Consider the following 26,376-nt stretch of genomic DNA (forward strand, 5'->3'; position numbering starts at 1 on the left):
TGCCTGCGTTCTTACTTGTGGGCAAATGGGCGCGCGTCTATCGTGTGCGCGCCCCGGTTCACGGCTGGTGCGCTGCGCAGAAGTCCAGCAGCAGCTGTTCGCCGTCCGGCCACGGGCCATAGCCGGCGTCGCCGTTGATATGGCCGGCGTCGCCGATCATGGTGAAATCGCTGCCCCAGGCGGCGGCAAACGCGCGTGCCCGTGCGAAGCTGACGTAGGGATCATCGCCGCTGGCCACCACCAGGCTGGGAAACGGCAAGGCTTGCAGCGGCATCGGCGCAAAGCCCGTCGTGCCGGTGGGGTAGGAGGGCGCTTCCACATCGCTGGGGGCGACGAGGAAGGCGCCGGCGATCTTGTGCGGCGAGCCGCTGGCCGTCCAATGGGCCACCAGCGTGCAGGCCAGGCTGTGCGCCGCCAGCACGGGCGGGCGCTCGCAGGCGGCGATGGCGCGGTCGAGCTCCGCCACCCATTCGTCCTTGTCCGGCGTCTGCCATTCCCGGTGCGGCACGCGCGACCATTGCGGATGCCGCGCTTCCCAATGGGTTTGCCAATGCTGCGGCCCGGAATTCCACAGGCCGGCCAGGGTCAGGACCAGAGGCGACATCATTTCTCCTTTTGAAATTGAAATCAGAGCTCCGTGCGTAAGGCAAAGAGCTCCGGGAACAATACCACGTCGAGCATCTTGCGCAAATAGCTGACGCCCGCCGTGCCGCCCGTGCCCGTCTTGAAGCCGATGATGCGCTCGACCGTCGTCACGTGGCGGAAGCGCCAGAAGCGGAAGGCCGTTTCCAGGTCGACCAGCTTTTCGGCCAGCTCGTACAAGGCCCAGTGTTTCGACGGGTCGCGGTAGACTTCCAGCCACGCCGCCTTGACGGAGGCGTCGGCGCTGGTCGGCAGGGTCCAGTCTGCGTTCAGGCGCTCGGGGGCGATAGGCAAGCCGCTGCGCGCCAGCAGCTTGATGGCCTCGTCGTAGACGGAGGGCGTGCGCAGGGCGGCGTCGAGCACCTTGTAGGTTTCCGGTGCCGTCGTGTGCACGTTGAGCAGGGCCGCGTTCTTGTTCCCCAAAATGAATTCGATTTCGCGGTACTGGAAGGATTGGAAGCCGGACGAGGCGCCCAGGTAGGGACGGATGGCCGTGTATTCGGGCGGCGTCATGGTGGCCAGCACGTCCCAGGCGTGCACCAGCTGGTCCATGATGCGCGCCACGCGGGCCAGCATTTTAAAGGCGGGCGCCAGGTCGCCGCTTTGCAGGTTGGCGCGCACGGCGTGCATTTCGTGCAGCATCAGCTTCATCCACAATTCGCTTGTCTGGTGCTGCACGATGAACAGCATCTCGTTGTGGTTCGGCGACAGCGGATGCTGGGCCGTCAGGATGCGGTCCAGCGCCAGGTAATTGCCGTAGCTCATGGATTCACTGAAATCCATCTGCGCGCCATGCCATTCGGTGCCTTGCTGGGCGCCGGCATGCATGGGGCAGCCGCTCGTGTTTTCCTTGTTCATATTCTTGTCGTCGCTCATGGGGTGATTCAGGTGACGGCATCGCGCTTGGCGGCGATGTCGTAGGCTTGGGTGTCGAGGATGTCGCGCAGGATTTCCACGGCATCCCACACGTCGGCAAAGCTCGTGTACAGCGGCGTGAAGCCGAAGCGCATGATGGCCGGTTCGCGGTAGTCGCCGATCACGCCGCGCGCGATCAGCGCCTGCATGACGGCATAGCCATGCGGGTGCGTGAAGCTGACCTGGCTGCCGCGGCGCGCATGCTCGCGCGGCGTGACGAGGCCCAGCGGGTGGCTGGCGCAGCGCTGCTCCAGCAGCGCGATGAACAGATCCGTCAGGGCCAGCGACTTGCGCCGGATGGCTTCCATGCTCGTTTGCGCAAAGATATCGAGGCCGCATTCGACGAGGGCCAGCGAGAGTATCGGCTGCGTGCCGCACAGGGCGCGGGCGATGCCGTCTGCCGGCGCGAAGCCCGGGTCCATGGCGAACGGCGTGGCGTGGCCCCACCAGCCGGACAAAGGCTGGCGGAAGCGCGCCTGGTGTTTTTCCGGCACCCAGATGAAGGCGGGCGAGCCGGGGCCGCCGTTCAGGTATTTGTAGGTGCAGCCGACGGCCAGGTCGGCGCCGGCGCCGTTCAGGTCCAGCGGCACGGCGCCGGCCGAATGGGCCAGGTCCCACAGCGCCAGCGCGCCCTGCGCATGGCAATGGCTGCTGATGGCGGCCATGTCGTGCTGGTAGCCGGTGCGGTAGTTCACGTGCGTGAGCATGGCGACGGCGCAATCGGCATCGATGGCTTGCGCCAGTTCTTCGGGACTGTCGACCAGGCGCAGCTGGTAGCCGCGGTCGAGCCAGGCGGCCAGGCCTTGTGCCATGTACAGGTCGGTGGGGAAATTGCTGCGTTCACTGACGATGATGCGCCGCGCCGCATGTGCGGGTTCGCTGGCCTGCATCTGCAGGGCGGCGGCCAGGGCCTTGAACAGGTTGACGGAGGTGGTGTCGGTAATCACCACTTCGCCCGTGCCGGCGCCCAGCAGCGGGGCCAGGCGGTCGCCCAGGCGCTTGGGCAGGTCGAACCAGCCGGCCGTATTCCAGCTGCGGATCAGGTCCGTGCCCCATTCGGCCGTGATGACGTGCTGGGCGCGGGCCAGGGCCGCTGTCGGCCGCGCGCCCAGGGAATTGCCGTCGAGGTAAATCACGCCTTGCGGCAAGTCGAATTGCTGGCGCAATGGCGCCAGGGGATCGTCGAGGTCGCGCGCGCTGCAGTCATGTCGAGAAATCATGGTGGCTTTCATATTGATACTTGTCTCAATGGCACGATATTGCTTGAAGCTTAAAGTATTGTGCGGGAGCAGGCAGTGTAGCAAATCCATGCCGAAAAGCGGAATTTCCGCGCTGGATGAAGCGCGGAAAGTGCCGTCCTGCGGGGCGTCAACGAAAAAAATCACGATTTTTAAAAATATTTTCAAATAACCCTAAAGTTTTCCCAGGGGCCGCCGTCAACGATTACATGAACGGTGTCAAACCGGCCGAAAAAGAATGCGGGGTTTTTGAAATATTTTTCAAAAAAGCCCTAAAGTTCCTGCCAGAGCAGCCGTTATCTAGGTAGACAGGCTTGATTCCAATCAAGTTGTTGTAAAAAAGTGATATTTTTTACAGGCCCAAAGTTGGCTAAATCCGGCATGAAGCCAACCACCCACATCCGCGCCGTTACTGGCGTGCGACCATGATCGAGCAGTGTTTGTCAGACAAACACCTACGATCCTATCCGCTATTCCCCGACCAAAAATACAGCGCTGCGCCTCTGTTGCGTTTAATGTTGCTCCTGCAGAATGTATCTCACTGGCAACAAACAATGCCAGCTGAATTCAACGGATTGAGGAGATGGAAATGACTGCTAACGACATGATGGCTGAGATTCGCGACGCTAACCTGAGCTACCTGATGCTGGCCCAGCAAATGATTCGTGCGGACAAGGTAACGGCCATCTTCCGTTTGGGCATCGCCGCCGACATCGCCGAACTGATCGAAGGTATGAGCAATGCGCAGATCCTCAAGCTTGCTGGCGGCAACATGATGCTGGCCCGCTTCCGCTTCGACGACAGCGCCATCCTGGGCATGTTGACGAACTACAATAAAGACCGTTCGCTGGCGCAGTCGCATGCGGCCATTCTCATGGCAGGCCAGGGCGTCGAAGAAATCGCTTGATACAGCAAGCTTTCAGTCAGTAGCAGTTAGTCAGTATCAGTCAGTCGCGGAGTACACAGCATGGCCAAGAAAAGTGTCGTATCGGAAGCGCAGGAAATCCAGCTGGCCATCGAATTGATACAGCTGGGTGCGCGTTTGCAACTGCTGGAGACGGAAGTCTCGCTGTCGCGCGAACGCCTGCTGAATCTGTACAAGGAATTGAAGGGCGTCTCGCCGCCCAAGGGCATGCTGCCGTTTTCCACCGACTGGTTCCTCACCTGGCAACCGAATATCCATTCCTCGCTGTTCATCAATATCCACAAATTCCTCGTCGAGCACGCCGGCGCCACGGGCATCGAAGCCGTGATGAAGGCCTATAAACTGTATCTGGAACAGATGCCGCCCGAAGCGGGCGAAGAGCCGCTGCTGTCGCTGACGCGAGCCTGGACCTTGGTGCGCTTTTTCAGCAGCAAGATGCTGGACATGGCGCCCTGCGGCAAGTGCGGCGGCAAGTTCGTCGTCAACTGCCTCGACCTGAACGCCGATTATGTGTGCGGCCTGTGCCACATGCCTTCGCGGGCCGGCAAGACCAAGAAGGCGCGCGATGAAGCGGCCGCTGGTGCATCGCCGGGTGTCGCCGCCTGATACTGCCCGAATTACTGTCCCAATATAGCCTCAGTAAAAACCGGAGCGGTCGCCAGACCGGACTCCGGTTTTTTCATGGTGCTTTCGCTTACACTGGCGTTTTCCTCCTTTAACTTGCCCATGCTGCAACAAATCCTGCGCGCGCCCGCGCTCAAGGCCATCCTGATCCAGGTGCTGGCCTTTCCCTTGATGTTGCTATTGGTATATGGCCTGGCGCGTGCCGGCGTAGCCATGTCGCTGCCTGCCGTGGCGCTGGTGCAGGGCGTGCTGGCGGCGTTTATTACCTGGCGGGCGGGATTGGCGCGCTGGTGGTGCGCCATCGGCCTGCTGTTTGCGCCCGCCTTGCTGGCGGCCAGCTTGCTCGATTTGCCCCCGGCCGTGTTCCTGGCGGCTTTTGTTTTCCTGCTGAGCCTGTATTGGTCCACGTTTCGCACGCAAGTGCCGTTTTACCCTTCGGGGCCGAAGGTGTGGCAGGCCGTGGCCGAGCTGATCGCGGACCGTCCCGGCGTGCGGCTGGTCGATATCGGCAGCGGCCTGGGCGGCCTGGTGCTGGACCTGGCGCGGCGCCGGCCCGACGGGCAGTTTTCCGGCATCGAACTGGCGCCGCTGCCGTGGCTGGCAAGCCACTTGCGGGCGAGGCTGGCGGGCAGCCGCGCGCGCTTCCTGCGCGGCGACTATGAAGCGCTCGACTTCGGCCGCTACGATGCCGTGTTCGCTTACCTGTCGCCGGCGGCGATGGCGGCCCTGTGGAGCAAGGCGGAAAGGGAAATGTTGCCCGGTAGCATGCTTCTTAGTTACGAATTCCAGATCGCGGCACGCGAGCCCGATAAGACCATCGCCGCCACAGAGGGTGGTCCTTTGCTTTACATATGGTGCTTTTAAGCAATTGTCTGCGTTATTTGCTTGCCCGTGGGGCAATCTCACGTTATTGTAGTTCCACACGGCATTTTCTCGGAATTGCATTGAAAATCAACACATTTCAATTAACTTCCGGTTGCTTTTTTGCCGCAGTCTCCGCCGGTGGCGCAGCCGCCAGAAGACAGGAACAGGTTTGAACATGCCGGGCACACAGCCCCGGCCATTATTGGGAGTCAGGGCACTTGTTAGTCATAATCGGATACATCATCGTCTGCGCCTCGGTCTTTGGCGGCTTCGCAATGGCCGGCGGCCATCTGGCGGCGCTGTTCCAGCCGCTGGAGTTGCTGATGATCGGCGGCGCCGCCCTGGGCGCCTTCCTTGTTGGTAACAATAACAAGGCCATCAAGGCGACGATCGCCGCCTTGCCGAGCCTGTTCAAGGGTTCGCGCTATACCAAAGAGCTGTACATGGAACTGATGTCCTTGCTGTTCGAAGTGCTCAGCAAGGTGCGCAAGGAAGGCTTGATGTCGATCGAAGGCGATATCGACAAGCCCGAGGAAAGCCCCCTGTTTTCGAAATACCCGGCCGTGCTGGCCGACCACCACATCGTCGAATTCATGACCGATTACCTGCGACTGATGGTGTCGGGCAATATGGATGCGTTCCAGATCGAAAATCTGATGGACAATGAAATCGAGACGCACCATCACGAAGGCGCCGTGCCGGCCCACGTGATCGCCAAGGTGGGCGATGGCTTGCCCGCGTTCGGTATCGTCGCCGCCGTGATGGGCGTGGTGCACACGATGGAGTCGGTGGGCATTCCGCCGGCCGAGCTGGGCATGCTGATCGCGCACGCGCTGGTCGGCACCTTCCTCGGCATCTTGCTGGCCTACGGTTTCGTCGGTCCGCTGGCCAGCCTGCTCGAGCAGAAGCTGGAAGAGTCGAGCAAGATGTTCCAGTGCGTGAAAGTAACCCTGCTGGCCAGCCTGAACGGCTATGCGCCGGCGCTGGCCGTGGAGTTCGGCCGCAAGGTGCTGTTCTCGACCGAGCGCCCGACGTTCAATGAGCTGGAAGACCACATCAAGAAATCGAAAACGAAGTAAGCAGTGAATACACGCTTGGACACCATGAGTCATTTGCAGCACACGGAAGGGGGACGCCATGGCCGATGAAGGCATGCGCCCGATTATCGTCAAGCGTATCAAGAAGACGGCTGGCGGGCACCATGGCGGGGCGTGGAAGATCGCCTATGCTGACTTTGTCACGGCCATGATGGCCTTCTTCCTGCTGATGTGGCTGCTGGGCTCCACCTCGAAGGGCGACTTGAACGGCATTTCCGAATTCTTCAAGACGCCCTTGAAAGTGGCCATGGCGGGCGGCTCCGGCAGCGGCGAGAGCAATTCCGTGATCCAGGGCGGCGGCCAGGACCTGTCGCGCCAGGATGGGCAAGTACGCAAGGCGCAGGAAGAGCAGCAGCGCAAATCGTTCGACCTCAATTCCGCCAAGGCCGCGCTCGAACGCGAGGAAGGCAAGCGCCTGCAGGCGCTCAAGGCGCGCATCGAAGCGACCATCGACGCCAATCCCCTGCTGAAAAAATACAAGAACCAGTTGCTGCTCGATATCACCAGCGAAGGCTTGCGCATCCAGATCGTCGACGAGCAGAACCGTCCGATGTTTGCGCTCGCCAATGCGAATCTGCAACCGTACACCAAGGAAATCCTGCACGCGATCGGCTCCGTGCTCAATGAAGTGCCGAACCGCATCGGCCTGTCCGGCCATACGGATTCGACGCCCTACATGAGCGATGCCGGCTACAGCAACTGGGAATTGTCGGCCGACCGCGCGAATGCGTCGCGGCGCGAACTGGTGATCGGCGGCATGAAGGAAGAAAAAGTCTTGCGCGTGGTGGGGCTGGGTTCGGCCGCCCACCTGGACAAGCTCGACCCCTTCAATCCGATCAACCGGCGCATCAGCATCATCGTCATGAACAAACGCACGGAAGAAAATGTCCTGCGCGATGGTTCGGCGATCGAGCTGCCGGTGACCGATGCCGCTTCCGCCGCTGTCGCTTCAGGGCTGGCGGCCGGTGCGCCGCCCGCGGCGGCGCCAGTCCCCGCCCCGGCAGCGGCGAAAAAATAACACGCAAGTCTGTCGACGCGTGGTGTATTGAAACAATGAGACCTTTATGACAAGAAAGAAAATACTTGGCTCGCATGTAAAGCGCCTGCTGTCTGGCGTGTCGGACCATGGCCGCAAGCACTTGACGGAGGTGGAAACCGACCTGGTGCAGACCGGCATCTTGCTGGAAGAGGCGATCGAGAAGCTGTCCTTCAATTTCATGGCGATACACGCAGCCGTCGCTGCGCAGCAAGACACCATCGCGCTGCTGCTCGACGGCGGTATTCCGGCCGAGCAGCAACGGGAAAAACTGCTGGCGTTGCAGGATGAGGTGGGGGGCTATGTGAATGCCGCCATCACCAGCCTGCAGTTCCAGGACATGACCAGCCAGCTGATCGAGCGCACCTTGAAGCGCGTGACGGGCTTGCGCGAGTTCCTCGGGACCCTGGGCGAGCATGGCGCGGAGATGTTGCCGGAGAGCGACAATGAAGAAATTGTCGCCTTGCTGGGTAGGGTCAGCATGGCGCTGGCGATTCAAAGCCTGGAGTTGCGCAGCGTGCTGCGCAAGGCTGTCAGTCAACAGCATTTGGAAAGTGGCGACATCGAGCTGTTCTAGCATGCCAGTGCGGAGCGCTTGTGGTTGCATGGATTGATTAATCAAATACTCGGGCAGGATGCCCGGAATAAGTGGGAGCAAAGATGGCCAAAACGATACTTGCAGTGGACGATTCCAGCTCATTGCGCCAGATGGTGGCGTTCAGCCTGAAAGCCGCCGGTTACCAGGTGGTGGAGGCCGTCGACGGCCAGGACGGACTGGAAAAAGCCAAGCTGCAAACCGTGGACCTGGTATTGACGGACCAGAACATGCCGCGCATGGATGGCCTGGAACTGATCAAGCTGCTGCGCGAGCTGCCGACCTACCAGAAGGTACCCATCCTGATGCTGACGACGGAGTCGTCGGACGAGATGAAGTCGAAGGGACGTGCCGCCGGCGCCAATGGCTGGCTGGTCAAGCCGTTCGATCCGCAACGCCTGATCGAAGTGGTCAAGAAGGTGATCGGCTGATGCCAGCCGCGCAGTGCAATGATGCAATTGACGGAGTCACCCTATGACCATCGATATTAGCCAGTTTTTTCAGGTCTTTTTCGATGAGGCCGAAGAACTGCTGGCTGAAAAAGAACGGCTGCTGCTGGCCGTCGATATTGCGGCGCCCGACGCCGAAGACCTGAATGCCATTTTCCGTACCGCTCATTCGATCAAGGGCGGCGCATCGACGTTCGGCCTCTCCGACATGAGCGAGGTGACGCACATCCTCGAGTCGCTGCTCGACCGCATCCGCCAGGGCCAGATGGCCCTGACGGCGGAACACGTCGACGCCTTCTTGGCGGCCAAGGATATCCTCAAGATGCAGCTCGACGGCCATCGCCTCGGCAGCGCCGTCGACCAGGATGCCGTGGCCAATGTGCGCATGATGCTGCAGTCGTTCTCGCACGACGTGCCCGTGGCCGCGCTCACGCCCGTCGCGCCGGCCTTCCATACGGCGGAAAAGGCGGCCGTCAGCCATGCCGGCGGCCATCGCATCCGCCTGGAACTGCCAGCCATGGAGCCGCGCGAAGTCGATGCGCTGGCGGCCGAACTGGGCTTGCTGGGCGACGTCGCCGTGTCCGCCTTGCCCGACGCGCGCAAGGTGCTGGAAGTGACGACGCATGAAAGCCTGGACGATATCCTGGCCATCTGCTCGTTCGTGCTCAATCCCGACGACATGGTGATCACGCAGGCGCCGCCGCTGGCGCCAGGCGAAGCGGAAGCGGTCCGCGCGGCGCAGGAAAAGGCGCAGGGCTACGGTTTCTTCGACCCGCTGCCAGGCGCGCCTGCGGCGCAGGGCGCGACAGACCCCGGCTATGGCTTCTTCCAGCCGCTCGAGGACATCCGCGCCGCCGCCGGCGTGCAGAGCGACGCCGAACAGGGCTACGGTTTCTTCCAGCCCCTCGAACAGATACGCGCCGACGCGGCCAAGGCGGGCAACGCCAGCGCTGCCGCCGCGCCTGCCGTGGCCAGCGCCGTGGCCGAAGCGGAGCAGGAAAAGAAACCGGCCAAGAAAGAAGGCGACAAGGCCGGTGCCGAATCGTCGTCGATCCGCGTTTCGATCGAAAAAGTCGACCAGCTGATCAACCTGGTGGGCGAACTGGTGATCACGCAGGCGATGATCGAGCAGCGCGCCAGCGCGCTCGACCCGATGCTGCATGAAAAGCTGCTCGACAGCGTCAGCCACCTGACGCGCAATACGCGCGACTTGCAGGAAGCGGTGATGTCGATCCGCATGATGCCGATGGATTTCGTCTTTTCGCGCTTCCCGCGCATGGTGCGCGACCTGGCCACCAAGTTGGGCAAGAAGGTCGATTTCATCACCAATGGCGCCGCCACGGAACTGGACAAGGGCCTCATCGAGCGCATCGTCGATCCGCTCACGCACCTGGTGCGCAACAGCATCGACCATGGCGTGGAAATGCCGGCCGCCCGCGTGGCCGCCGGCAAGACCGAGGCCGGCCGGCTGTTCCTCTCGGCCAGCCACCAGGGTGGCAACATCATCATCGAAGTATCCGATGACGGCGCGGGCTTGAACCGCGAGCGCATCCTGGCCAAGGCCGCGCAGCAGGGCCTGGACGTATCCGAGACGATGAGCGACGCCGACGTGTGGCAGCTGATTTTCGCGCCCGGCTTTTCCACCGCCGAAGCCGTTACCGACGTGTCGGGCCGCGGCGTGGGCATGGATGTCGTCAAGCGCAATATCAGCGCCATGGGCGGCGTCGTCGACATCCGTTCCGCGAAAGGTTTCGGCACGACGATTTCCATCTCGCTGCCGCTGACACTGGCCATCCTGGACGGCATGTCGATCCGCGTGGGCGACGAAGTGTATATTTTACCGCTGGGCTTTGTCATCGAATCGCTGCAGCCAGCCGTTGAAGACATCAAGGACATCAGTGGCAAGGGGCAGGTGGTGAAAGTGCGCGGCGAATACCTGCCATTGATCCCGCTGTACCAGATGTTCGACATCGCGCCGCGCTTTACCAGCCCGTCGGAAGGCATCTGCGTGATCCTCGAGACGGAAGGGCGCAAGGCGGCCCTCTTTGTCGACGACCTGGTGGGACAGCAGCAAGTCGTGGTGAAAAACCTCGAATCGAATTACCGCAAGGTGGTGGGCATTTCCGGCGCCACCATCCTGGGCGATGGCGGCGTGTCGCTGATTCTCGATGTCGCCGCCCTGATCCGTTCCTCGCGCCAGCTGGCCGACGAGTCCATTTTTTCGTAATACCGATAGATAAAGATAGGAAAACCCACCATGTCAGATACTCAACAAACATCCGGAAGCAATGCGGGCGACGGCAAGGACATCGCCGGCCGTGAATTCCTGGCCTTCACCCTGGGCTCCGAAGAGTACGGCATCGATATTCTGAAGGTCCAGGAAATCCGTGGTTACGAAGCGGTCACCCGCATCGCCAACGCGCCTGAATTCATCAAGGGCGTGATCAACCTGCGCGGCATCATCATTCCCGTGGTCGACATGCGCATCAAGTTCAACCTGGGCACGCCCGTGTACGACCAGTTCACGGTGGTGATCATCCTGAACATCGGCGGCCGTATCGTGGGCATGGTGGTCGACAGCGTTTCCGACGTTACCACCCTGACGCCGGAGCAGGTGAAACCGGCGCCGGAAATGGGCACCGCCTTCTCGACCGACTACATGATCGGCCTGGGCACCATCGACGAGCGCATGCTGATCCTGGTCGACATCGACAAGCTGATGTCGAGCAGCGAGATGGGCCTGATCGACAAGCTGGCGGCGTAAGCCTCCGCATGGCAGCAAGGCGGCGCCCGGTGCGCCGCCGTTTTAGCACGCAAAGAATCACTACAGATATGCATGTACCGGCGCGAGCAGTATTGAGAGGCGCGCCGGCAGGCTGCAAGGTCCGACAGAGACCAGGCCACAACACGGCGCCGTCCGGTTGAACGGGCGCCGTTCACATAAATATTGGAGACTGTAATGAGTTTGCGCGATTTCAAGATAGGCACCCGGCTGGGGATAGGTTTTGGCAGCATCCTCGCCATCCTCGTGGTGGTGATCGTTTCGGCGAATGCACTGAATTACCGTAACAAGGCCCAGCTGCTCACGGGCCTGGAGCTGGCAAGCGAAAAGAATACGCAGGCGTCGCTGATGAAAAGCGCGATGCTGGAAACCGGTATCGCCATGCGCAATATCGGCCTGCAGGGCGATGTGGCCCTGATGCAGGCGGAAGAGGGCAAGGTGCGCGCGCAGCGCAAGCTGTACGACGGCGCGCGCGGCAAGCTGGCCACCCTGGGCCTGTCCGATGGCGAGAAGGCGCTGCTGGCCAATATCGCCAAGGTCGACGGCGAAGTCGATGCCGCCTTCAAGGAAGCGATGGGGCAGGTGCTGGCGTTTAACAGCGAGGGCGCGGCGAAGGTGATCGCCACCCGCATCGATCCCTTGAACAAGACGACCCTGGCCGATATCAACAAGCTGCTCGACTTGCAGCACGTGGCGCAGCAAAGCTTCATGGACGACTCGCTGGCGGCCGATGCGCGCCTGATGACGGTACTGTTCATCCTGGGCGGCGCGGCGGTGGCGATCGGCGCCTGGTGCGCCATCTTCATCACGCGCTCGATCACGGTGCCATTGTCCGGCGCCCTGGCCGTGGCGCAGAAGGTGGCGGCCGGCGAACTGACGTCGCGCGTGGTGGTCGAAGGCAAGGATGAAACGAGCGCGCTGCAGCAGGCATTGAAGGACATGAACGAGAGCCTGGTGCAGACCGTCAGCGACGTGCGCAAGGGCACGGAAACGATCACCGTGGCGTCGCGCGAGATCGCCAGCGGCAATGCGGACCTGTCGGCGCGCACGGAAACGCAGGCCAGTTCGCTCGAAGAGACGGCGTCGTCGATGGAAGAGCTGACGTCGACCGTGAAGCAGAACGCGGACAACGCGCGCCAGGCCAACCAGCTGGCTGTGTCGGCATCGTCGGTGGCGGAGCAGGGCGGCAAGGTGGTGGCGCAAGTGGTCGATACGATGGGTTCCATCAAGGACAGTTCGCGCAAGATCGTCGACATCATCGGCGTCATCGACGGCATTGCGTTCCAGACGAATATCCTGGCGTTGAATGCGGCCGTCGAAGCGGCGCGCGCAGGCGAGCAGGGACGCGGTTTTGCGGTGGTGGCGTCGGAAGTGCGCAATCTGGCGCAACGATCGGCTGGCGCAGCCAAGGAAATCAAGGGCCTGATCGGCGACTCGGTCGACAAGGTCGATGCGGGCAGCCGCCTGGTGGACGAGGCGGGGCAGACCATGGGCCTGATCGTCACGTCGATCCGGCAGGTGGCCGACATCATGGGCGAGATCACGGCGGCAACGCAGGAACAGAGCCACGGCATCGAGGAAGTGAACCAGGCCATCGCGCAGATGGACCAGATGACGCAGCAAAATGCGGCGCTGGTCGAGGAAGCGGCGGCGGCGGCCGAAAGCATGCAGGAGCAGGCGCAGAATCTGGGCGCCGCCGTCAGCATCTTCAAGCTCGACGGCGAGAGCGCGGCGCAGGCGGCCATGCCGGCGCCCGCACCGGTAGTCAAGGCGGCGCCACGGCCGGCGCCGAATGTGGCGGCAAATACACGGCGGTTGGCAAAGACGGTGCAAGCCGGTTCGCCACCGCCCGCGAAAAAGCTGGCGGCGGCCGGCGGCGACGATTGGGAAGAGTTCTGACGGCAACCCGGTCCCGCTAGTTATACTTGCAAAGGCATTGGTCAGAGTAGTCATAGAGAGGTAAAAAACAAATGCCGCAAACTAAAACGGATTCGGTCAAGGAATTTGATTTCACTGGCAAGGACTTCGAACGGGTCCGCGCCATGATTTACAAGCGGGCCGGCATCGCGCTGGCCGACAGCAAGCAGGAAATGGTCTACAGCCGCCTGGCCAGGCGATTGCGCGCGACCGGCATCTCCTCGTTCGTTCGCTACCTGGACGACCTGGAAGCGGGCCGCATGGGCGACGAGTGGGAGGCGTTCACGAATGCGCTGACGACCAACCTGACGTCGTTCTTCCGCGAGGCGCATCACTTCCCGCTGCTGGCCGAGCATGTGAAAAAGCTGAGCGGGCCGATCACCATCTGGTGTTCGGCCAGTTCCACCGGCGAGGAGCCGTATTCGATCGCCATGACGGTGTGCGAGGCGTTCAATACGCTCACGCCGCCCGTCACCATCATCGCCACGGACATCGACACGAACGTGCTGGCCACGGCCGCCAATGGCGTCTACAACCTGGACCGGCTCGATAAGATGCCGGCCGACCGTGCGCGGCGCTTTTTCTTGCGCGGCAAGGGCGACCGCGAAGGACAGGTGCGGGTGCGCCCGGAACTGCGCCAGATGATCACCTTCAAGCCGCTCAACCTGCTGGCCGACGGCTGGCCATTGACGGGGCAGTTCGACGTCATCTTTTGCCGCAACGTGATGATTTATTTTGACAAGGCGACGCAGCGCAAGATCCTGTCGCGCTTTGTGCCATTGATGAAGCCGGATGCCCTGCTGTTCGCGGGCCATTCGGAGAATTTTCTGTACGTGTCGGATTCATTGAAGCTGCGCGGTAAAACAGTCTATGAGCTCGACCAGCCCCGGGGCACCGCGCCCAAGGCACCGTCGCATCGTACATGAGAGTGAAATATGAGCCTGGAATCCAAAGAGCAATTCGCCACTAACGTCTATTACGACAGGACGTTCAACTGTGACGCCGCCAAGATCTTGCCTGGTGAGTATTACTTTACCAACAAGGACATGCTGATCGTCACCGTGCTCGGCTCCTGCGTCTCGGCCTGCATCCGCGACCGCGTCACGGGCCTGGGCGGCATGAATCATTTCATGCTGCCCGATGGCGGCAGCGATCCGAACAGCCCGATTTCCGCGTCGATGCGCTATGGCACCTACGCCATGGAAATCCTGATCAATGATTTGCTGAAGGCGGGCGCGCGGCGCGAGAACATGGAAGCGAAAGTGTTCGGCGGCGGCGCCGTGCTGCGCGGCTTCACGGCGATCAACGTGGGCGAACGCAATGCGGCCTTCGTCATCAACTACCTGAAGGCGGAAAAGATGCGCGTGGTCGCGGAAGACTTGAACGACATCCACCCGCGCAAGGTGTACTTCTTCCCCCGCAGCGGCAAGGTGCTGGTGAAAAAACTGATGCAGACGCATAACGACACTTTGGTGCGCCGCGAACTCGATTACGCCAGCCGCCTCAAGGTCGCGCCGGTGGGCGGCGAAGTCGAACTGTTCTGACAAACACCAGGCCAAACCTGCTGCGCGTCGCGCTGTGCGGCTTGCGGCGGTTTGTCCGGTGTACTAATTTAATAAAGAATACGGGCCGCAAGGCCTGGAAGGATAACTATGAAGATCAAGGTATTGATCGTGGATGACTCGGCGCTGATCCGCAGCGTCATGACGGAAATCGTAAACAGCCAGCCCGACATGGAAGTGGTGGGCGCGGCGCCCGATCCGCTGGTGGCGCGCGAGATGATCAAACAGACCAACCCCGACGTGCTGACCCTCGACGTCGAGATGCCGAAGATGGATGGCCTGGATTTCCTGGAAAAGCTGATGCGCTTGCGCCCGATGCCGGTATTGATGGTGTCGTCCTTGACCGAGCGCGGTTCGGAAATCACCATGCGCGCGCTGGAACTGGGCGCCGTCGATTTCGTCACCAAGCCGAAGATTTCCATCCAGAGCGGCATGCGCGAGTACACGGACATGATCGCCGACAAGATCCGCGCCGCCTCGAAGGCGCGCATCCGCGCGCGCACCCTGCCGTCGGCCGGCGACAAGGTGGCCGCGCCGTTGCCGGCCCTGCGCAGCCCGCTGACGTCGAGCGAAAAGCTGATCATCGTGGGAGCGTCCACGGGCGGCACGGAAGCGATCCGCGAATTCCTCATGCAGATGCCGTCCGATTGCCCCGGCATCCTGATCACGCAGCACATGCCGGAAGGCTTTACGCGCTCGTTTGCGCGCCGCCTCGATTCGCTGTGCAAGATTTCGGTGCAGGAAGCGGCAGGCGGCGAACGCGTGCTGCCCGGCCACGCCTACATCGCGCCCGGCCATTCGCACCTGACCCTGACGCGCAGCGGCGCCAACTACATGACCAAGATCGACCAGGGCGAACCGGTGAACCGCCACCGCCCGTCCGTCGATGTGCTGTTCCGTTCGGCCGCGCAATCGGCCGGTAAAAATGCCGTCGGCGTGATCCTCACCGGCATGGGCAAGGATGGCGCACAAGGCATGTTGGAGATGAAGGCCGCAGGAGCGTATAATTTTGCGCAGGATGAAGCCAGTTGCGTGGTGTTCGGCATGCCGCGCGAGGCGATCGCTGTCGGTGCTACGCATGAGGTCGGCGCTCTGACGGCGCTGCCTGGCATGGTGTTGGGACACCTGGCGGCGCACGGCATGCGTGCTTTGCGCGTGTAAGCCACGTTTTATATGATCTGAGGCAAGTTTGTTCGCCTAAAAGCAACGAAAATGCTATCCTACAACTTGCTGCCGTAGTGTCGACCATAATGTCGGCATTCATGTCGATATTATTAACAAACCGCTACAGAAACAACGGAGTTATTCATGGCTGATCCAAAGATGAAATTTTTAGTCGTTGACGATTTTTCGACGATGCGCCGCATTGTCCGGAATCTGTTGAAGGAACTGGGTTATGCCAACGTCGATGAGGCGGAAGACGGCGTGATGGGCCTGGCCAAGCTGCGCGCGGAATCGTATGATTTCGTCGTTTCGGACTGGAACATGCCAAACATGGATGGCCTGACGATGCTGCAGCATATCCGCGCCGATCCCGCACTGGCCAAGCTGCCCGTGCTGATGGTCACCGCCGAAGCGAAAAAAGAAAACATCATCGCCGCCGCGCAAGCTGGCGCCAGCGGTTATGTCGTCAAGCCGTTCACGGCCGCGACCCTCGATGAAAAGCTGAACAAGATTTTCGAGAAGCTGGAAAAAGCCGGCGCCTGATCACGGCTTGATACCAATCAAGAAAAACGCTGCCCGTGCAAACCGGCAGCGTTTTTTTTCGTCAACTTGCGTCTTGCTTACACCAGGCCGCCATTCGCGCGCAGGGTTTGCCCGTTGATCCAGCGGCCATCCGGCCCAGCCAAAAAGGCCACGGCGGCGGCGATGTCGTCCGGCGTGCCCAGGCGTTCCAGGGGCGCCATCTTGCCCATGCGTTCGATGGTTTCTTGCGTCTTGCCGTTCAGGAATAGCGCCGTGGCCGTGGGGCCGGGGGCGACGGCGTTGACCGTGATGTTCTTGCCGCGCAACTCCTTGGCGAAGATATTCGTCATCGTCTCGATGGCCGCCTTGGTGGCGCCGTAAATGGAGTAGCCGGGCAGGGCCAGGCCAATCACGCTGGTCGAGAAGTTGATCACGCTGCCGCCGTGGCGCAAACGCGTCGCCGCCTGGCGCATGGTGTTGAAGCTGCCCTTGACGTTGATGGCGAACAGGCTGTCGAAGGTGGCATCGTCCGTGTCGGCCAGGGCAGGCAGTGCGGGCGGCATGATGCCGGCATTGTTGACCAGCACGTCGACGCCGCCGTAGGCTGCCTCGGCCGCATCGAACAGCGCTTGCACATCGCTTGCCTCGGCCACGTTGGCCTTGACGGCGATGGCGGCGCCCCCGTCGGCCACGATGGCCGCCACCAGTTGCTCCGCCTCCACGTTAGCGCTGGCGTAATTGACGACGACCTGCATGCCGTCGCGCGCCAGGCGGCGGGCGATGGCCGCGCCGATGCCGCGCGAAGCGCCCGTGACGATGGCGACCTTGGCGGGGCTGGATGTTAAGTTCATGGCTGTTCTCCTGTCGTGGTGGGAAGCCCGCATGCTGTCGCTGCGAGCCAGTGCAGCCATTGTGATATTTATCGATATGTGGATAAAGATGGTATTAATGGTTACAGTGTGCAAATTACATCAACAATGACTGCTGGGCTGTCCGGTATGGGCAGGCCAGATCATGCTGCCTGCAAGTAATTGCGCAAAGGAATGAAATATTTCCTAAAGTTAACTTTACACGTCAAATAATTTGGCCCATGATCGCTGCAGTATTCCACCTTTGTCCCCGACCCCGACAAGAAGGAGCGCACGATGCGCCGAGCACCCGTATTATTTTTCGCCCTGAGCACGGCCCTGTTGGCGGCCTGTGGCGTGAGCCTTGAACAAACCGCCGTGGCGCCTGTCGCGTCTGTCGAGATGCAGGAGCCGGCCGTGCAGCCGCCTGCCGAAGCGGATGGCCGGCATGCCTATCTGCACCGCGTGGGTGGCCAGGATTATGTCAGCCTGAGCCAGAACGGCCCCGAGGGCGGCTTGCCTATCCTCACGGGCACGCAGCGCCATGCGCGCGCCATCCGCCTGCTGGCGGCCGATCCGGCCCAGGTACGGGCCATCCTGCGCAGCCTGAGGCTGCCCGCGAACCAGCGCAAGCTGTGGGCGGGGGAGGAAATCGTGCTCGATGCGGCCAGCTACGACATGCTGCAAGCGGCCCGCGGCAGCAACAAGCCGCTGTTTGCCGAACTCAAGCTGGTAGGGATGGAGAAGTAGAGAAAGAAACGGGGCCGAATGGCCCCGTTGTGACTGCGCTTAGATTTCCAGATTGTCGATCAATCTGGTCTGTCCCAGCTTGGCGGCGGCCAGCACCACCAGCGGTTCGCCTGCGGCCAGTTCGGCGGCGCTAGGCGCTTGCAGGTTGGCGCGCTTGCGCACGGCGATGTAGTCCGATTTCCAGCCCCGGCTGTTCAACAGCTGCATGCTGGCCTGTTCCAGTTCGCCCACGGCCAGATTGCCCTTGCGCACTTCTTCGGCCACGAAATTGAGACCCTTGTACAGTTCCGGCGCTTCCGCGCGTTCGCTTTCCGACAAATACATATTGCGCGACGATAAGGCCAGGCCGTCGTCGGCGCGGTAGGTTTCCGCAGCGATGATTTCCGTCGGCAGCGCGAACTGGCGCGCCATGTTGCGGATGATCATCAGTTGCTGGTAATCCTTCTTGCCGAACACGGCCACGCGCGGACCCACGCACGAGAACAGCTTGGTGACGACCGTGCACACGCCTTCGAAGAAGCCGGGGCGGAATTCGCCTTCCAGGGTATTGCCCAGGTCGTCGGGCGGGCGCACGCGGTATTCCTGCGGTTCCGGGTACAGTTCTTTTTCCGTCGGGGCGAACAGCACGTATACGCCTTCTTTTTCCAGTTTGGCGATGTCGGCCGCCATGGTGCGCGGATATTTTTCGAAGTCTTCGTTCGGGCCGAATTGCAGGCGGTTCACGAAGATCGAGGCGACGACGGGGTCGCCATGCTTGCGCGCCAAACGCATCAGCGACAGATGGCCTTCGTGCAGGTTGCCCATGGTGGGGACGAACGCCGTGCGCAGCTGTCCGCTGAGCTGGTCGCGCAATTCTTCGATGTCGGAAATAATTTTCATGGATTGCTTTCGCTAAAACCCCGTTGTACGGTGGTCAGTGACAAAGGGAAGGGGTCAGGCGGGCGAATAGGCCAGCCGGACGTAGATGGGGGCAAACGGTTCTGCCTGCGTGATTTCGATCAGGGTTTCCTTGGCCAGTTCCAGCAGGGCCACGAAGTTGACCACCACCACGGGCACGCCGCCGGCAATGTCGAACAGCTCGCTGAACTCGACGAAACGCGACGATTGCAAGTGGCGCAGGATGCTCGACATGTGCTCGCGCACGGACAGTTCCTGGCGGCTGATGCGGTGATGCTGGGTCAGCTTGGCGCGCTTCAGCACGTCGAGCCACGCCTGCTGCAAGTCCACCGGTTCCACGTCGGGCCAGGTGGGCGTCAGGCTTTGCTCGATGAAAATCTGCGTGCGCACGAAATCGCGCTCGAACTGCGGGATGGCGTTCAGGTCGTAGGCGGCCAGCTTGATCTGCTCGTACTCGAGCAGGCGGCGCACCAGTTCGGCACGGGGATCGCCGCCATCTTCCTCGACGTCGCTTTTGCGCGAAGGCAAGAGCATGCGCGACTTGATCTCGATCAGCATGGCAGCCATCAACAGATACTCGGCGGCCAGTTCCAGGTTGCGCACGCGGATCTGGTCGACATATTTCAGATATTGCAGGGTCACCTGCGCCATCGGAATATCGAGAATGTTGAAGTTTTGCTTGCGGATCAGGTAGAGCAGCAAGTCAAGCGGTCCTTCGAAGGCTTCGAGGAAGATTTCCAGCGCGTCCGGCGGAATGTACAAATCCGTCGGCATGCGCATCATCGGCTCGCCATACAGGCGGGCGATGCCCAGCGGGTCGGCGGCGGGTGCCGCGTCCGTTACTGCCGTGGCGGATGCTGCAGGGTCGCCGCTGCCGTCGCCGTCAGCGACAGGTTGGGGCGACTCGATGACTGCGCCGGCGCCGGAAGCGTCGGCTTCCGGCGTGACTGCAGACTCTTCAGGCAACATCGTGCCGGTTCCAGATCTTAGTTCTTGTTCTGGTAAACGTAAGCCTGTTGCTTGACGGCCGACGCCAGCTGGCGTTCCTGCTCATCGATGCTGACGGCCGGCTTGTCCCACAGCAGGGCGCGGCCCGCTTGCTGGCCCGCTTCCATGCCAGGGTTCTTGGCCTTCAGTTCGGCGATGAACAAGGTGTGGTCGGATACGTAGTTGTTGTGTTTTGCAGGCAGTTTCATATTCTCTTCTGAGTGTCTTATGGGTAAGGTCAGCCGGCCGTATTTTACCGCGCCGTGCGGCTTGGCGGGTTGTTGTATCGGCAAGTACGGGGCGAAATTGCTAAAAATCAATAACGCAGCAAACGCCGCATCACCATCGGCGCCGGTTCGGCGGGGTTGGCGTGCGAATATTCCAGTTCTTCGGCCAGGTCGAATTCGAAGGCCGCATAAAAATCGATCAGCTTGCGCTGGTCGCGCCGTACGGCCAGGCGCAATTCCTCCGCCTGGCACGACAGGCCGTGATGAATGATGGCTTCCAGCAAATGCTGCGAGACGTGGCTGCCCCGGTAGGCGGGCAGCACGCCCATGCGTGAAATCTTCCAGATGGCGGGATCGCTGTCGAGCGGCATCCAGCGCAGCGAACCGGCTGGAATGTCGTCGATCAGCAACAGAAAACCGCCGCCATGGCGCAATTGCTCTTCCACTTGCTGCGCCGTCTCGTGGTGCCCACTGGACGAGGCCGCTACCTTGCCGGCCCACGCGGCGCGGGTCAGTTCGGCCATCAGCTGTGCATCGGCATTTGTTGCTTCGCGCACCACGATATTCATCATCGGTCCTTGTGGGGCTTAGCGGATGCGCATGCCAGGTTCGGCGCCCGGCCACGGGTTCAGGATGTAGATGCCTGGATTCGCCTTCTCGTCGGCGCTGGATGCCGCCATGACCATGCCTTCGGAAATGCCGAACTTCATCTTGCGCGGCGCCAGGTTGGCCACCAGCACCGTCAGCTTGCCGATCAGTTCTTCCGGCTGGTACGCCGAGCGGATGCCCGAGAATACATTGCGCAGGCGGCCTTCGCCCGCGTCCAGGGTCAGGCGCAGCAGCTTGTCGGAGCCGTCGACCAGTTCGCAGTTGACGATTTTTGCGATGCGCAGGTCGACCTTGAGGAAGTCGTCGATCTTGATCTCGGGCGCCAGTTCCTCGATGGCGGCAGCGGCTGCCACTGGAGCTGCGGCGTCATTCGCGGCGTCGCCAGCTGGCGCGGCAATGGCGGCTGCCGCTTGCGGCGCGTCGAACAGCGCTTCGATCATCTTTGCATCCATGCGCGTCATCAAGTGGCTGTAGGCGCCGATGGTACGGCCCAGCATGCTGTTCGAGACGGCGTCGCCGAACACTTGCGTGTCGGCCCAAGTAAACTCGGCGTCGTTGAGGAACGATGCCACGTTCTTCGCCACGCCCGGCAGGACCGGCGACAGCAGGATCGTCAGTTGGCGGAACAGGATCAGGGCCGTCGTGCACACGTCGTGCAGTTCGGCTGTTTTTTCCGCATCCTTGGCCAGGATCCATGGCTTGTTTTCATCGACATACTGGTTGGTGATGTCGGCGATTTCCATGATCTCGCGCAAGGCCTTGCCGAATTCGCGGTTTTCGAAGTGCGCGGCGATGCTGGCCTGGCGCTCGACGATGACGCCGTTGACGTCCACCGTCAGGGCGCGGTTGATCCAGCTTTGCGCGCCTTCCGACAGCGTCGACGCCAGCTTGCCGTCGAAACGCTTGGCGATGAAGCCGGCGCAGCGGCTGGCGATGTTCACGTACTTGCCGATCAGGTCGCTGTTCACGCGGGCGACAAAATCTTCGCCGTTGAAGTCCAGGTCTTCCACTTTCGAGTTCAGCTTGAAGGCGATGTAGTAGCGCAGCCATTCCGGGTTCATGCCCAGGTCCAGGTAGCGCAGCGGCGAAATGCCCGTGCCGCGCGATTTCGACATCTTTTCGTTGTTGACCGTCAGGAAACCGTGCACATTGACTTTCAGTTTGTCGATCACCGGGTGATTGGCGAACTTCAGCATGGCGGGCCAGAACAGCAAGTGGAAGGAAACGATGTCCTTGCCGATGAAGTGGATCTGTTCCGTCGACGGGTCATTCAGGAAGGCGTCGAAATCGATGCCTTTCTTGTCGCAATAGTTTTTCAGGCTGGCCAGGTAACCGACGGGCGCATCCATCCACACATAGAAGAATTTACCCGGCGCATCGGGAATCGGGATGCCGAAGTAGGGCGCGTCGCGCGAGATATCCCAGTCGGCCAGCTTTTCGCCCGCTTCGCCCAGCCATTCGCTGACCTTGTTGACCATTTCCGGCTGCAAGCGGCCTGGCGTGTTGAGCCAATCCTTGAGGAATTCGAAGCAGCGCGGGTCGGACAGCTTGAAGAAATACTGTTCCGACGGCTTCATCACGGGCGTCGCGTTGGTGAAGACCGAGAACGGGTTGACCAGGTCGGTCGGCTGGTAGGCGGCGCCGCACACTTCGCAATTGTCGCCGTACTGGTTCTTGGCGCCGCATTTCGGGCATTCGCCCTTGATGTTGCGGTCGGCCAGGAACATGCCCTTGACCGGGTCGAAGAAACGGTCGACGGTTTTCGTGACGATCAGGCCCGTATCGCGCAACTTGCGGTAGATCGATTGCGACAGGTCGACGTTTTCAGGCGAGTCGGTCGAATACCAGTTGTCGAAGGCGATATGGAAGCCATCGAGGTACTGGGCGCGGCCGGCCGCGATGTTGGCGACGAATTGCTGCGGCGTGATGCCTTCCTTTTCGGCAGCGATCATGATGGGCGTGCCATGCGTATCGTCGGCGCCCACAAAGTGCACTTCACGGCCGGCTGCGCCATCGCGTTGCATTCGCTGGAACCGGACCCAGATATCGGCCTGGATGTATTCCATGATGTGGCCAATGTGAAAAGCGGCGTTTGCGTAAGGCAGGGCAGTGGTGACGAACAGCTTGCGAGTCATGATTGATGCACTTTTGGGATGGATAATAGGACATTTTAACAGCGGAAACGCAATATGAGCAGATACAGCGCCGGCAAGTGATGCTTTTGCCTCCATCGCGCATGGCGATTTTGCGCTAGACTGCGCGTATTGCATACGGAGATAGTCATGAGCATCACAGTAGAAGACGTCAAGGCCGCACTGGCCCAGGTTATTGATCCAAATACACATAAAGATTTCGTTTCCAGTAAAACCGTCAAGAATCTGAAGGTCGACGGTGATGATATTTCCCTCGACATCGAGCTGGGCTACCCCGCCAAGAGCCAGATCGACCTGATCCGCAAATCCGTGCTGGCCGCCTTGCGCGTGCTGCCGGGCGTGGGCAACGTCAGCGTCGGCGTGTCGTCGAAAATCATTTCGCACACGGTGCAGCGCGGCTTGAAGCCGATGAGCAACGTGAAAAACATCATTGCCGTCGCTTCCGGCAAGGGCGGTGTTGGTAAATCGACCACGGCCGTCAACCTGGCCCTGGCCCTGGCGGCCGAAGGCGCCACCGTCGGCATGTTGGACGCCGATATCTACGGCCCGTCGCAACCGATGATGCTGGGCATCAGCGGCCAGCCGAAGACCTTGGACGGCAAGAGCATGGAGCCGATGGAAAACCACGGCTTGCAGGTGTCGTCGATCGGCTTCATGATCGATCCGGACGAGCCGATGGTGTGGCGCGGCCCGATGGTCACGCAAGCCTTGCAGCAATTGCTGGACCAGACCAACTGGCGCGACCTCGATTATTTGATCGTCGACATGCCGCCAGGCACGGGCGACATTCAATTGACCCTGTCGCAGAAAGTCCCAGTCACGGGCGCCGTCATCGTCACGACGCCGCAGGACATCGCGCTGCTGGACGCGCGCAAGGGCCTCAAAATGTTCGAGAAAGTCGGCATTCCTATCCTGGGCGTGGTGGAAAACATGAGCACGCACATCTGCTCGAACTGCGGCCATGCGGAAGAAATCTTCGGCGCCGGCGGCGGCGCGAAGATGTGCGCGGACTTCGGCGTGGAGTTCCTCGGTGCCTTGCCGCTGACCATGGCGATTCGCCAGCAGACGGATTCGGGCACGCCCACCGTCGTTGCCGAGCCGGAAGGCCCCGTCGCCGTGATCTACAAGCAGATCGCCCGCACCATCGCCATCAAGGTGGCGGAAAAGGCGAAGGATATGACAAGTAAATTCCCGTCGATCGTCATCAAGAACGACTGATTGTTGGGCTTGGCGCTCCCATGCGCCATTGTCAGCAGGAATATGGTTTCATGCAGTCCGTGTTGTTATTAAACAAGAGGAGACATCATGCAATTGAACACCGTATTCCTGCGCCAGGCCGCAGCAGTGATTGCCGGCAGCCTGCTGGCCGCCAGCGCGTTTGCGCAATCCGTTTCCTTCGTCGAGCCCGTTGATGGCGCGACAGTGACCAGTCCTTTCAAAGTCAAGTTTGCCGTCAGCGGCATGGCCGTCAAGCCGGCCGGCGACATGACGGCGAAGACGGGCCACCACCATCTGCTTATCAATACGGGGCCGATGAAGGCGGGCGAGATGATACCCATGGATGACAAGCATTTGCACTTCGGCAAAGGGCAAACGGAAACGGACGTTACCTTGCCGCCGGGCCAGTACACCCTGACCATGCAGTTCGCCAATGGCGCGCACCAGTCGTATGGGCCGGAATTGAGCAAGAGCATCAAGGTGACGGTCAAGTAAGCCAGGCATAGTCATCTGTTTCGGTAAAGGCCGGGTTCCAGCGATGGAGCCTGGCCTTTTTCTTGTTATTGCTTCTGTCATCAGTGCGTCATATAGTCGGCGTATGCTGCCCGGTGGCCTAACTTTTGATGAGCGGATATGACGAAACATTTCTCCCTTTCCCGGCAACTGGCGCAGGCGCTGCTGCTGGCCGCTGGCGTGGCGGCGTGCCAGGCGCATGCGGCCAAGGCGCTTCCTGTTGTTGCTGCTGTTGCCTCTGCGGCGCAGCCCAAGCTGGTCGTCGTGCTGGTAGTGGACGGCTTGCCGCAAGAGCAGGTGACGCGCTACCGCGACCAGTTCGGCCAGGGCGGTTTCCGCCGCCTGCTGGAGCAGGGCGCGTGGTTCAGCGATGCGCACCAGGCGCATGGCATCACGGTTACCGCCATCGGCCACTCGGCCGTGCTGTCGGGCGCCTACCCTTACCAGCATGGCGTGATCGGCAATAACTGGATAGATACCGTCACGAAAAAATCCGTGTACTGCACCGAGGATGGCAATTTCCATTACATCGGCGAAGACACGCAACCCGACGACGGCACGGCGCCGACCAGGCTGCGCGTGAGCACACTGGGCGATGAGTTGCGCTATTCGACGGGTGACAAGGCCAAGGTCGTCACCGTGTCGGGCAAGGACCGCGGTGCCATCCTGCTGGCCGGGAAAACGGGCACGGCGTATATGTACATGGAAAAGACGGGTAACTTCGCCAGCAGCACCTACTATATGCAGCAGCACCCGCAATGGGTGCAGCGCTACCAGGCGGCCAAACCGCAGGACCGCTACTACGGCAAGAGCTGGACGCCGCTGCTGGCTGATTCGGCCTATGCGCGCGACGCCCGTGATGATCTTGTGGCGGCCAAGCCGGGCACGCGCAACACCTTCCCGTTCGCCTACTACAGCGACAGCGGCAAGCTCGATGGCGAGTACTACAGCCGCCTGAAGTCCGGTCCCTTCCTCGATGAGCTGACCCTGGAATTCGCCCGTGCCGCCATCGATGGCGAGAACCTGGGCCGCAATCCGGCCGGCGTGCCCGATATCCTCGGCGTGAGCCTGTCCGCGCACGACTATGTGAACCATGCCTACGGCCCGGAAAGCAAGATGTCGCACGACCACCTGCAGCGCCTGGACCGCATGCTGGCCGGCTTCTTTCTCGATCTCGATAAAAAAGTCGGCATGGACAATGTGCTGGTGGTGCTGACGGCCGACCATGGCTTTGCCAACGTGCCGGAATTTTCCGAAACGCGCGGCTTCTCCGCCAAGCGCATCGACGGCGCCAAACTGGTCGATGCCTTGAACCTGCACCTGGCGACAAACCTGGGCATCGACAAGCTGGTGACGGCGTCGTCGCTGCCGAATATCTACCTCGATTACGCGCTGGCGGAAAAGAGCGGCGTCCATCGTGCCGCCCTGGAAGACGCGGCGGCCCGCTTTTTGATGCAGCAGGACGGCCTGGCGCAAGTCTACACGCGCACGCAGATGGAAACGGGAGCCGCCGCCACGCGCATGGACACACTGATGCGCCGCGCCTGGAACCGCCAACTGTCGGGCGACCTGATGGTCGTTACAAAACCGGCCTGGTACTTCGGCAAGGGCAGTGGCGGTACTTCGCATGGCACGCCGTACACGTATGACACCAACGTGCCGCTGATGGTCTTCGGCCCCCGCTGGATCAAGCCGGGCGCCTATGGCCAGTACGCGGAAGTGGTCGACATCGCGCCTACGCTCGCCCATTTGCTGCGCATACGCCAGCCGTCGGCGTCGGAAGGGCGGATTTTGACGGAAGCGGTGCGCTAAAACTCTTGGGCTGTGGTGTTGTCGGCTTAC

27 protein-coding genes are annotated in these 26,376 nt (G+C 61.3%); 18 read left to right on the plus strand and 9 right to left on the minus strand.

Features of this window, described 5'->3' with window-relative positions:
* Nucleotides 1-58: 58 nt before the first annotated feature.
* From ASN89_RS05005 to kynU, 3 genes are read right to left on the minus strand one after another with little or no spacing between them, the layout of a single operon-like run.
* The gene (locus ASN89_RS05005) at nucleotides 59-604 is read right to left on the minus strand and encodes an RBBP9/YdeN family alpha/beta hydrolase (protein WP_058048486.1); all 546 of its coding nucleotides are present in this window, start codon (nucleotides 602-604) and stop codon (nucleotides 59-61) included.
* Nucleotides 605-627: 23 nt separating this feature from the next.
* A complete protein-coding gene (gene kynA / locus ASN89_RS05010; RefSeq protein ID WP_058048487.1) occupies nucleotides 628-1,518 on the minus strand; it encodes a tryptophan 2,3-dioxygenase in 891 nt (296 codons plus the stop codon).
* Between the two features lie 8 nt (nucleotides 1,519-1,526).
* Nucleotides 1,527-2,777, minus strand: coding sequence for a kynureninase (gene kynU / locus ASN89_RS05015; RefSeq protein WP_058048545.1), 1,251 nt, complete (start codon nucleotides 2,775-2,777; stop codon nucleotides 1,527-1,529).
* Between the two features lie 607 nt (nucleotides 2,778-3,384).
* On the opposite strand from kynU, the gene flhD reads away from it, so the two are divergent.
* From flhD to cheY, 14 genes are all read left to right on the plus strand, one after another.
* Nucleotides 3,385-3,702: a flagellar transcriptional regulator FlhD gene (flhD, locus tag ASN89_RS05020; protein WP_010396649.1), complete on the plus strand. Its 318-nt coding sequence runs from the start codon at nucleotides 3,385-3,387 to the stop codon at nucleotides 3,700-3,702.
* 60 nt (nucleotides 3,703-3,762) lie between these two features.
* Complete coding sequence (gene flhC / locus ASN89_RS05025) at nucleotides 3,763-4,326, plus strand: flagellar transcriptional regulator FlhC (protein ID WP_058048488.1); 564 nt, start codon at nucleotides 3,763-3,765, stop codon at nucleotides 4,324-4,326.
* Nucleotides 4,327-4,446: 120 nt separating this feature from the next.
* On the plus strand, nucleotides 4,447-5,208 hold the full coding sequence (locus tag ASN89_RS05030) for a class I SAM-dependent methyltransferase (RefSeq protein ID WP_058048489.1): 762 nt from the start codon (nucleotides 4,447-4,449) through the stop codon (nucleotides 5,206-5,208).
* A 218-nt stretch (nucleotides 5,209-5,426) separates the two neighbouring features.
* The gene (gene motA / locus ASN89_RS05035; RefSeq protein WP_034758373.1) at nucleotides 5,427-6,287 is read left to right on the plus strand and encodes a flagellar motor stator protein MotA; all 861 of its coding nucleotides are present in this window, start codon (nucleotides 5,427-5,429) and stop codon (nucleotides 6,285-6,287) included.
* A 58-nt stretch (nucleotides 6,288-6,345) separates the two neighbouring features.
* Nucleotides 6,346-7,323, plus strand: a complete 978-nt coding sequence (motB, locus tag ASN89_RS05040; RefSeq protein WP_046684787.1) for a flagellar motor protein MotB — start codon at nucleotides 6,346-6,348, stop codon at nucleotides 7,321-7,323.
* A gap of 46 nt (nucleotides 7,324-7,369) precedes the next feature.
* On the plus strand, nucleotides 7,370-7,918 hold the full coding sequence (locus ASN89_RS05045) for a hypothetical protein (RefSeq protein WP_034758366.1): 549 nt from the start codon (nucleotides 7,370-7,372) through the stop codon (nucleotides 7,916-7,918).
* Nucleotides 7,919-8,001: 83 nt separating this feature from the next.
* Nucleotides 8,002-8,367, plus strand: coding sequence for a response regulator (locus ASN89_RS05050; protein ID WP_034758362.1), 366 nt, complete (start codon nucleotides 8,002-8,004; stop codon nucleotides 8,365-8,367).
* A 43-nt stretch (nucleotides 8,368-8,410) separates the two neighbouring features.
* Complete coding sequence (gene cheA / locus ASN89_RS05055; protein ID WP_058048490.1) at nucleotides 8,411-10,612, plus strand: chemotaxis protein CheA; 2,202 nt, start codon at nucleotides 8,411-8,413, stop codon at nucleotides 10,610-10,612.
* Nucleotides 10,613-10,642: 30 nt separating this feature from the next.
* Nucleotides 10,643-11,149, plus strand: coding sequence for a chemotaxis protein CheW (locus ASN89_RS05060; RefSeq protein WP_034758356.1), 507 nt, complete (start codon nucleotides 10,643-10,645; stop codon nucleotides 11,147-11,149).
* Nucleotides 11,150-11,344: 195 nt separating this feature from the next.
* Nucleotides 11,345-13,066, plus strand: a complete 1,722-nt coding sequence (locus ASN89_RS05065) for a methyl-accepting chemotaxis protein (RefSeq protein WP_058048491.1) — start codon at nucleotides 11,345-11,347, stop codon at nucleotides 13,064-13,066.
* 71 nt (nucleotides 13,067-13,137) lie between these two features.
* Nucleotides 13,138-14,010 (plus strand): CheR family methyltransferase, encoded by an 873-nt coding sequence (locus tag ASN89_RS05070; RefSeq protein ID WP_058048492.1) that lies wholly within the window; start codon nucleotides 13,138-13,140, stop codon nucleotides 14,008-14,010.
* A 9-nt stretch (nucleotides 14,011-14,019) separates the two neighbouring features.
* The gene (gene cheD, locus ASN89_RS05075; protein WP_034758343.1) at nucleotides 14,020-14,628 is read left to right on the plus strand and encodes a chemoreceptor glutamine deamidase CheD; all 609 of its coding nucleotides are present in this window, start codon (nucleotides 14,020-14,022) and stop codon (nucleotides 14,626-14,628) included.
* Between the two features lie 108 nt (nucleotides 14,629-14,736).
* The gene (locus tag ASN89_RS05080) at nucleotides 14,737-15,807 is read left to right on the plus strand and encodes a protein-glutamate methylesterase/protein-glutamine glutaminase (protein ID WP_035826603.1); all 1,071 of its coding nucleotides are present in this window, start codon (nucleotides 14,737-14,739) and stop codon (nucleotides 15,805-15,807) included.
* Nucleotides 15,808-15,954: 147 nt separating this feature from the next.
* On the plus strand, nucleotides 15,955-16,353 hold the full coding sequence (gene cheY, locus ASN89_RS05085) for a chemotaxis response regulator CheY (protein ID WP_010396677.1): 399 nt from the start codon (nucleotides 15,955-15,957) through the stop codon (nucleotides 16,351-16,353).
* Between the two features lie 77 nt (nucleotides 16,354-16,430).
* Here cheY and ASN89_RS05090 read toward each other — a convergent pair whose 3' ends face one another.
* Nucleotides 16,431-17,183 carry an SDR family oxidoreductase gene (locus tag ASN89_RS05090; RefSeq protein ID WP_058048493.1) on the minus strand — a complete coding sequence of 251 codons (753 nt, stop codon included), beginning with the start codon at nucleotides 17,181-17,183 and terminating at the stop codon, nucleotides 16,431-16,433.
* Between the two features lie 294 nt (nucleotides 17,184-17,477).
* Here ASN89_RS05090 and ASN89_RS05095 point away from each other — a divergent pair, with 294 nt between their 5' ends.
* Nucleotides 17,478-17,930: a hypothetical protein gene (locus tag ASN89_RS05095; RefSeq protein ID WP_046684783.1), complete on the plus strand. Its 453-nt coding sequence runs from the start codon at nucleotides 17,478-17,480 to the stop codon at nucleotides 17,928-17,930.
* A gap of 39 nt (nucleotides 17,931-17,969) precedes the next feature.
* Here the strand turns inward: ASN89_RS05095 and panC are convergent, their stop codons facing one another.
* The 5 genes from panC to metG form a co-directional block, all read right to left on the minus strand.
* Complete coding sequence (gene panC, locus ASN89_RS05100) at nucleotides 17,970-18,809, minus strand: pantoate--beta-alanine ligase (protein ID WP_058048494.1); 840 nt, start codon at nucleotides 18,807-18,809, stop codon at nucleotides 17,970-17,972.
* Between the two features lie 54 nt (nucleotides 18,810-18,863).
* Nucleotides 18,864-19,796 (minus strand): segregation and condensation protein A, encoded by a 933-nt coding sequence (locus ASN89_RS05105; protein WP_058048495.1) that lies wholly within the window; start codon nucleotides 19,794-19,796, stop codon nucleotides 18,864-18,866.
* Nucleotides 19,797-19,813: 17 nt separating this feature from the next.
* Nucleotides 19,814-20,023, minus strand: coding sequence for a DUF3460 family protein (locus tag ASN89_RS05110; protein WP_034778041.1), 210 nt, complete (start codon nucleotides 20,021-20,023; stop codon nucleotides 19,814-19,816).
* A 107-nt stretch (nucleotides 20,024-20,130) separates the two neighbouring features.
* Nucleotides 20,131-20,610: a GNAT family N-acetyltransferase gene (locus tag ASN89_RS05115; RefSeq protein ID WP_034778216.1), complete on the minus strand. Its 480-nt coding sequence runs from the start codon at nucleotides 20,608-20,610 to the stop codon at nucleotides 20,131-20,133.
* A gap of 18 nt (nucleotides 20,611-20,628) precedes the next feature.
* Entirely contained in the window at nucleotides 20,629-22,785 is a 2,157-nt protein-coding gene (metG, locus tag ASN89_RS05120; RefSeq protein WP_058048496.1) for a methionine--tRNA ligase, read from the minus strand.
* 147 nt (nucleotides 22,786-22,932) lie between these two features.
* Here metG and apbC point away from each other — a divergent pair, with 147 nt between their 5' ends.
* The 3 genes from apbC to ASN89_RS05135 all read left to right on the plus strand — a co-directional run bounded on the left by apbC (nucleotide 22,933) and on the right by ASN89_RS05135 (nucleotide 26,346).
* On the plus strand, nucleotides 22,933-24,021 hold the full coding sequence (gene apbC / locus ASN89_RS05125; protein WP_034758315.1) for an iron-sulfur cluster carrier protein ApbC: 1,089 nt from the start codon (nucleotides 22,933-22,935) through the stop codon (nucleotides 24,019-24,021).
* 87 nt (nucleotides 24,022-24,108) lie between these two features.
* Nucleotides 24,109-24,516, plus strand: a complete 408-nt coding sequence (locus ASN89_RS05130; protein WP_058048497.1) for a DUF4399 domain-containing protein — start codon at nucleotides 24,109-24,111, stop codon at nucleotides 24,514-24,516.
* A 138-nt stretch (nucleotides 24,517-24,654) separates the two neighbouring features.
* On the plus strand, nucleotides 24,655-26,346 hold the full coding sequence (locus ASN89_RS05135) for an alkaline phosphatase family protein (protein ID WP_058048498.1): 1,692 nt from the start codon (nucleotides 24,655-24,657) through the stop codon (nucleotides 26,344-26,346).
* Nucleotides 26,347-26,376: the final 30 nt, after the last annotated feature.

It is taken from the genome of Janthinobacterium sp. Ant5-2-1, from assembly GCF_001445815.1.
Taxonomy (GTDB): Bacteria; Pseudomonadota; Gammaproteobacteria; order Burkholderiales; family Burkholderiaceae_D; genus Janthinobacterium; species Janthinobacterium lividum_E.

Coding starts and splice junctions, on each gene's coding strand:
- metG (WP_058048496.1), bottom strand. CDS start 22,785: ATGACTCGCAAGCTGTTCGTCACCACTGCCCTGCCTTACGCAAACGCC.
- flhD (WP_010396649.1), top strand. CDS start 3,385: ATGACTGCTAACGACATGATGGCTGAGATTCGCGACGCTAACCTGAGC.
- ASN89_RS05070 (WP_058048492.1), top strand. CDS start 13,138: ATGCCGCAAACTAAAACGGATTCGGTCAAGGAATTTGATTTCACTGGC.
- apbC (WP_034758315.1), top strand. CDS start 22,933: ATGAGCATCACAGTAGAAGACGTCAAGGCCGCACTGGCCCAGGTTATT.
- ASN89_RS05095 (WP_046684783.1), top strand. CDS start 17,478: ATGCGCCGAGCACCCGTATTATTTTTCGCCCTGAGCACGGCCCTGTTG.
- ASN89_RS05135 (WP_058048498.1), top strand. CDS start 24,655: ATGACGAAACATTTCTCCCTTTCCCGGCAACTGGCGCAGGCGCTGCTG.
- ASN89_RS05130 (WP_058048497.1), top strand. CDS start 24,109: ATGCAATTGAACACCGTATTCCTGCGCCAGGCCGCAGCAGTGATTGCC.
- ASN89_RS05065 (WP_058048491.1), top strand. CDS start 11,345: ATGAGTTTGCGCGATTTCAAGATAGGCACCCGGCTGGGGATAGGTTTT.
- ASN89_RS05045 (WP_034758366.1), top strand. CDS start 7,370: ATGACAAGAAAGAAAATACTTGGCTCGCATGTAAAGCGCCTGCTGTCT.
- panC (WP_058048494.1), bottom strand. CDS start 18,809: ATGAAAATTATTTCCGACATCGAAGAATTGCGCGACCAGCTCAGCGGA.
- ASN89_RS05090 (WP_058048493.1), bottom strand. CDS start 17,183: ATGAACTTAACATCCAGCCCCGCCAAGGTCGCCATCGTCACGGGCGCT.
- ASN89_RS05030 (WP_058048489.1), top strand. CDS start 4,447: ATGCTGCAACAAATCCTGCGCGCGCCCGCGCTCAAGGCCATCCTGATC.
- motB (WP_046684787.1), top strand. CDS start 6,346: ATGGCCGATGAAGGCATGCGCCCGATTATCGTCAAGCGTATCAAGAAG.
- cheY (WP_010396677.1), top strand. CDS start 15,955: ATGGCTGATCCAAAGATGAAATTTTTAGTCGTTGACGATTTTTCGACG.
- ASN89_RS05005 (WP_058048486.1), bottom strand. CDS start 604: ATGTCGCCTCTGGTCCTGACCCTGGCCGGCCTGTGGAATTCCGGGCCG.
- kynA (WP_058048487.1), bottom strand. CDS start 1,518: ATGAGCGACGACAAGAATATGAACAAGGAAAACACGAGCGGCTGCCCC.
- ASN89_RS05110 (WP_034778041.1), bottom strand. CDS start 20,023: ATGAAACTGCCTGCAAAACACAACAACTACGTATCCGACCACACCTTG.
- kynU (WP_058048545.1), bottom strand. CDS start 2,777: ATGATTTCTCGACATGACTGCAGCGCGCGCGACCTCGACGATCCCCTG.
- ASN89_RS05060 (WP_034758356.1), top strand. CDS start 10,643: ATGTCAGATACTCAACAAACATCCGGAAGCAATGCGGGCGACGGCAAG.
- cheA (WP_058048490.1), top strand. CDS start 8,411: ATGACCATCGATATTAGCCAGTTTTTTCAGGTCTTTTTCGATGAGGCC.
- ASN89_RS05080 (WP_035826603.1), top strand. CDS start 14,737: ATGAAGATCAAGGTATTGATCGTGGATGACTCGGCGCTGATCCGCAGC.
- cheD (WP_034758343.1), top strand. CDS start 14,020: ATGAGCCTGGAATCCAAAGAGCAATTCGCCACTAACGTCTATTACGAC.
- ASN89_RS05115 (WP_034778216.1), bottom strand. CDS start 20,610: ATGAATATCGTGGTGCGCGAAGCAACAAATGCCGATGCACAGCTGATG.
- flhC (WP_058048488.1), top strand. CDS start 3,763: ATGGCCAAGAAAAGTGTCGTATCGGAAGCGCAGGAAATCCAGCTGGCC.
- ASN89_RS05105 (WP_058048495.1), bottom strand. CDS start 19,796: ATGTTGCCTGAAGAGTCTGCAGTCACGCCGGAAGCCGACGCTTCCGGC.
- ASN89_RS05050 (WP_034758362.1), top strand. CDS start 8,002: ATGGCCAAAACGATACTTGCAGTGGACGATTCCAGCTCATTGCGCCAG.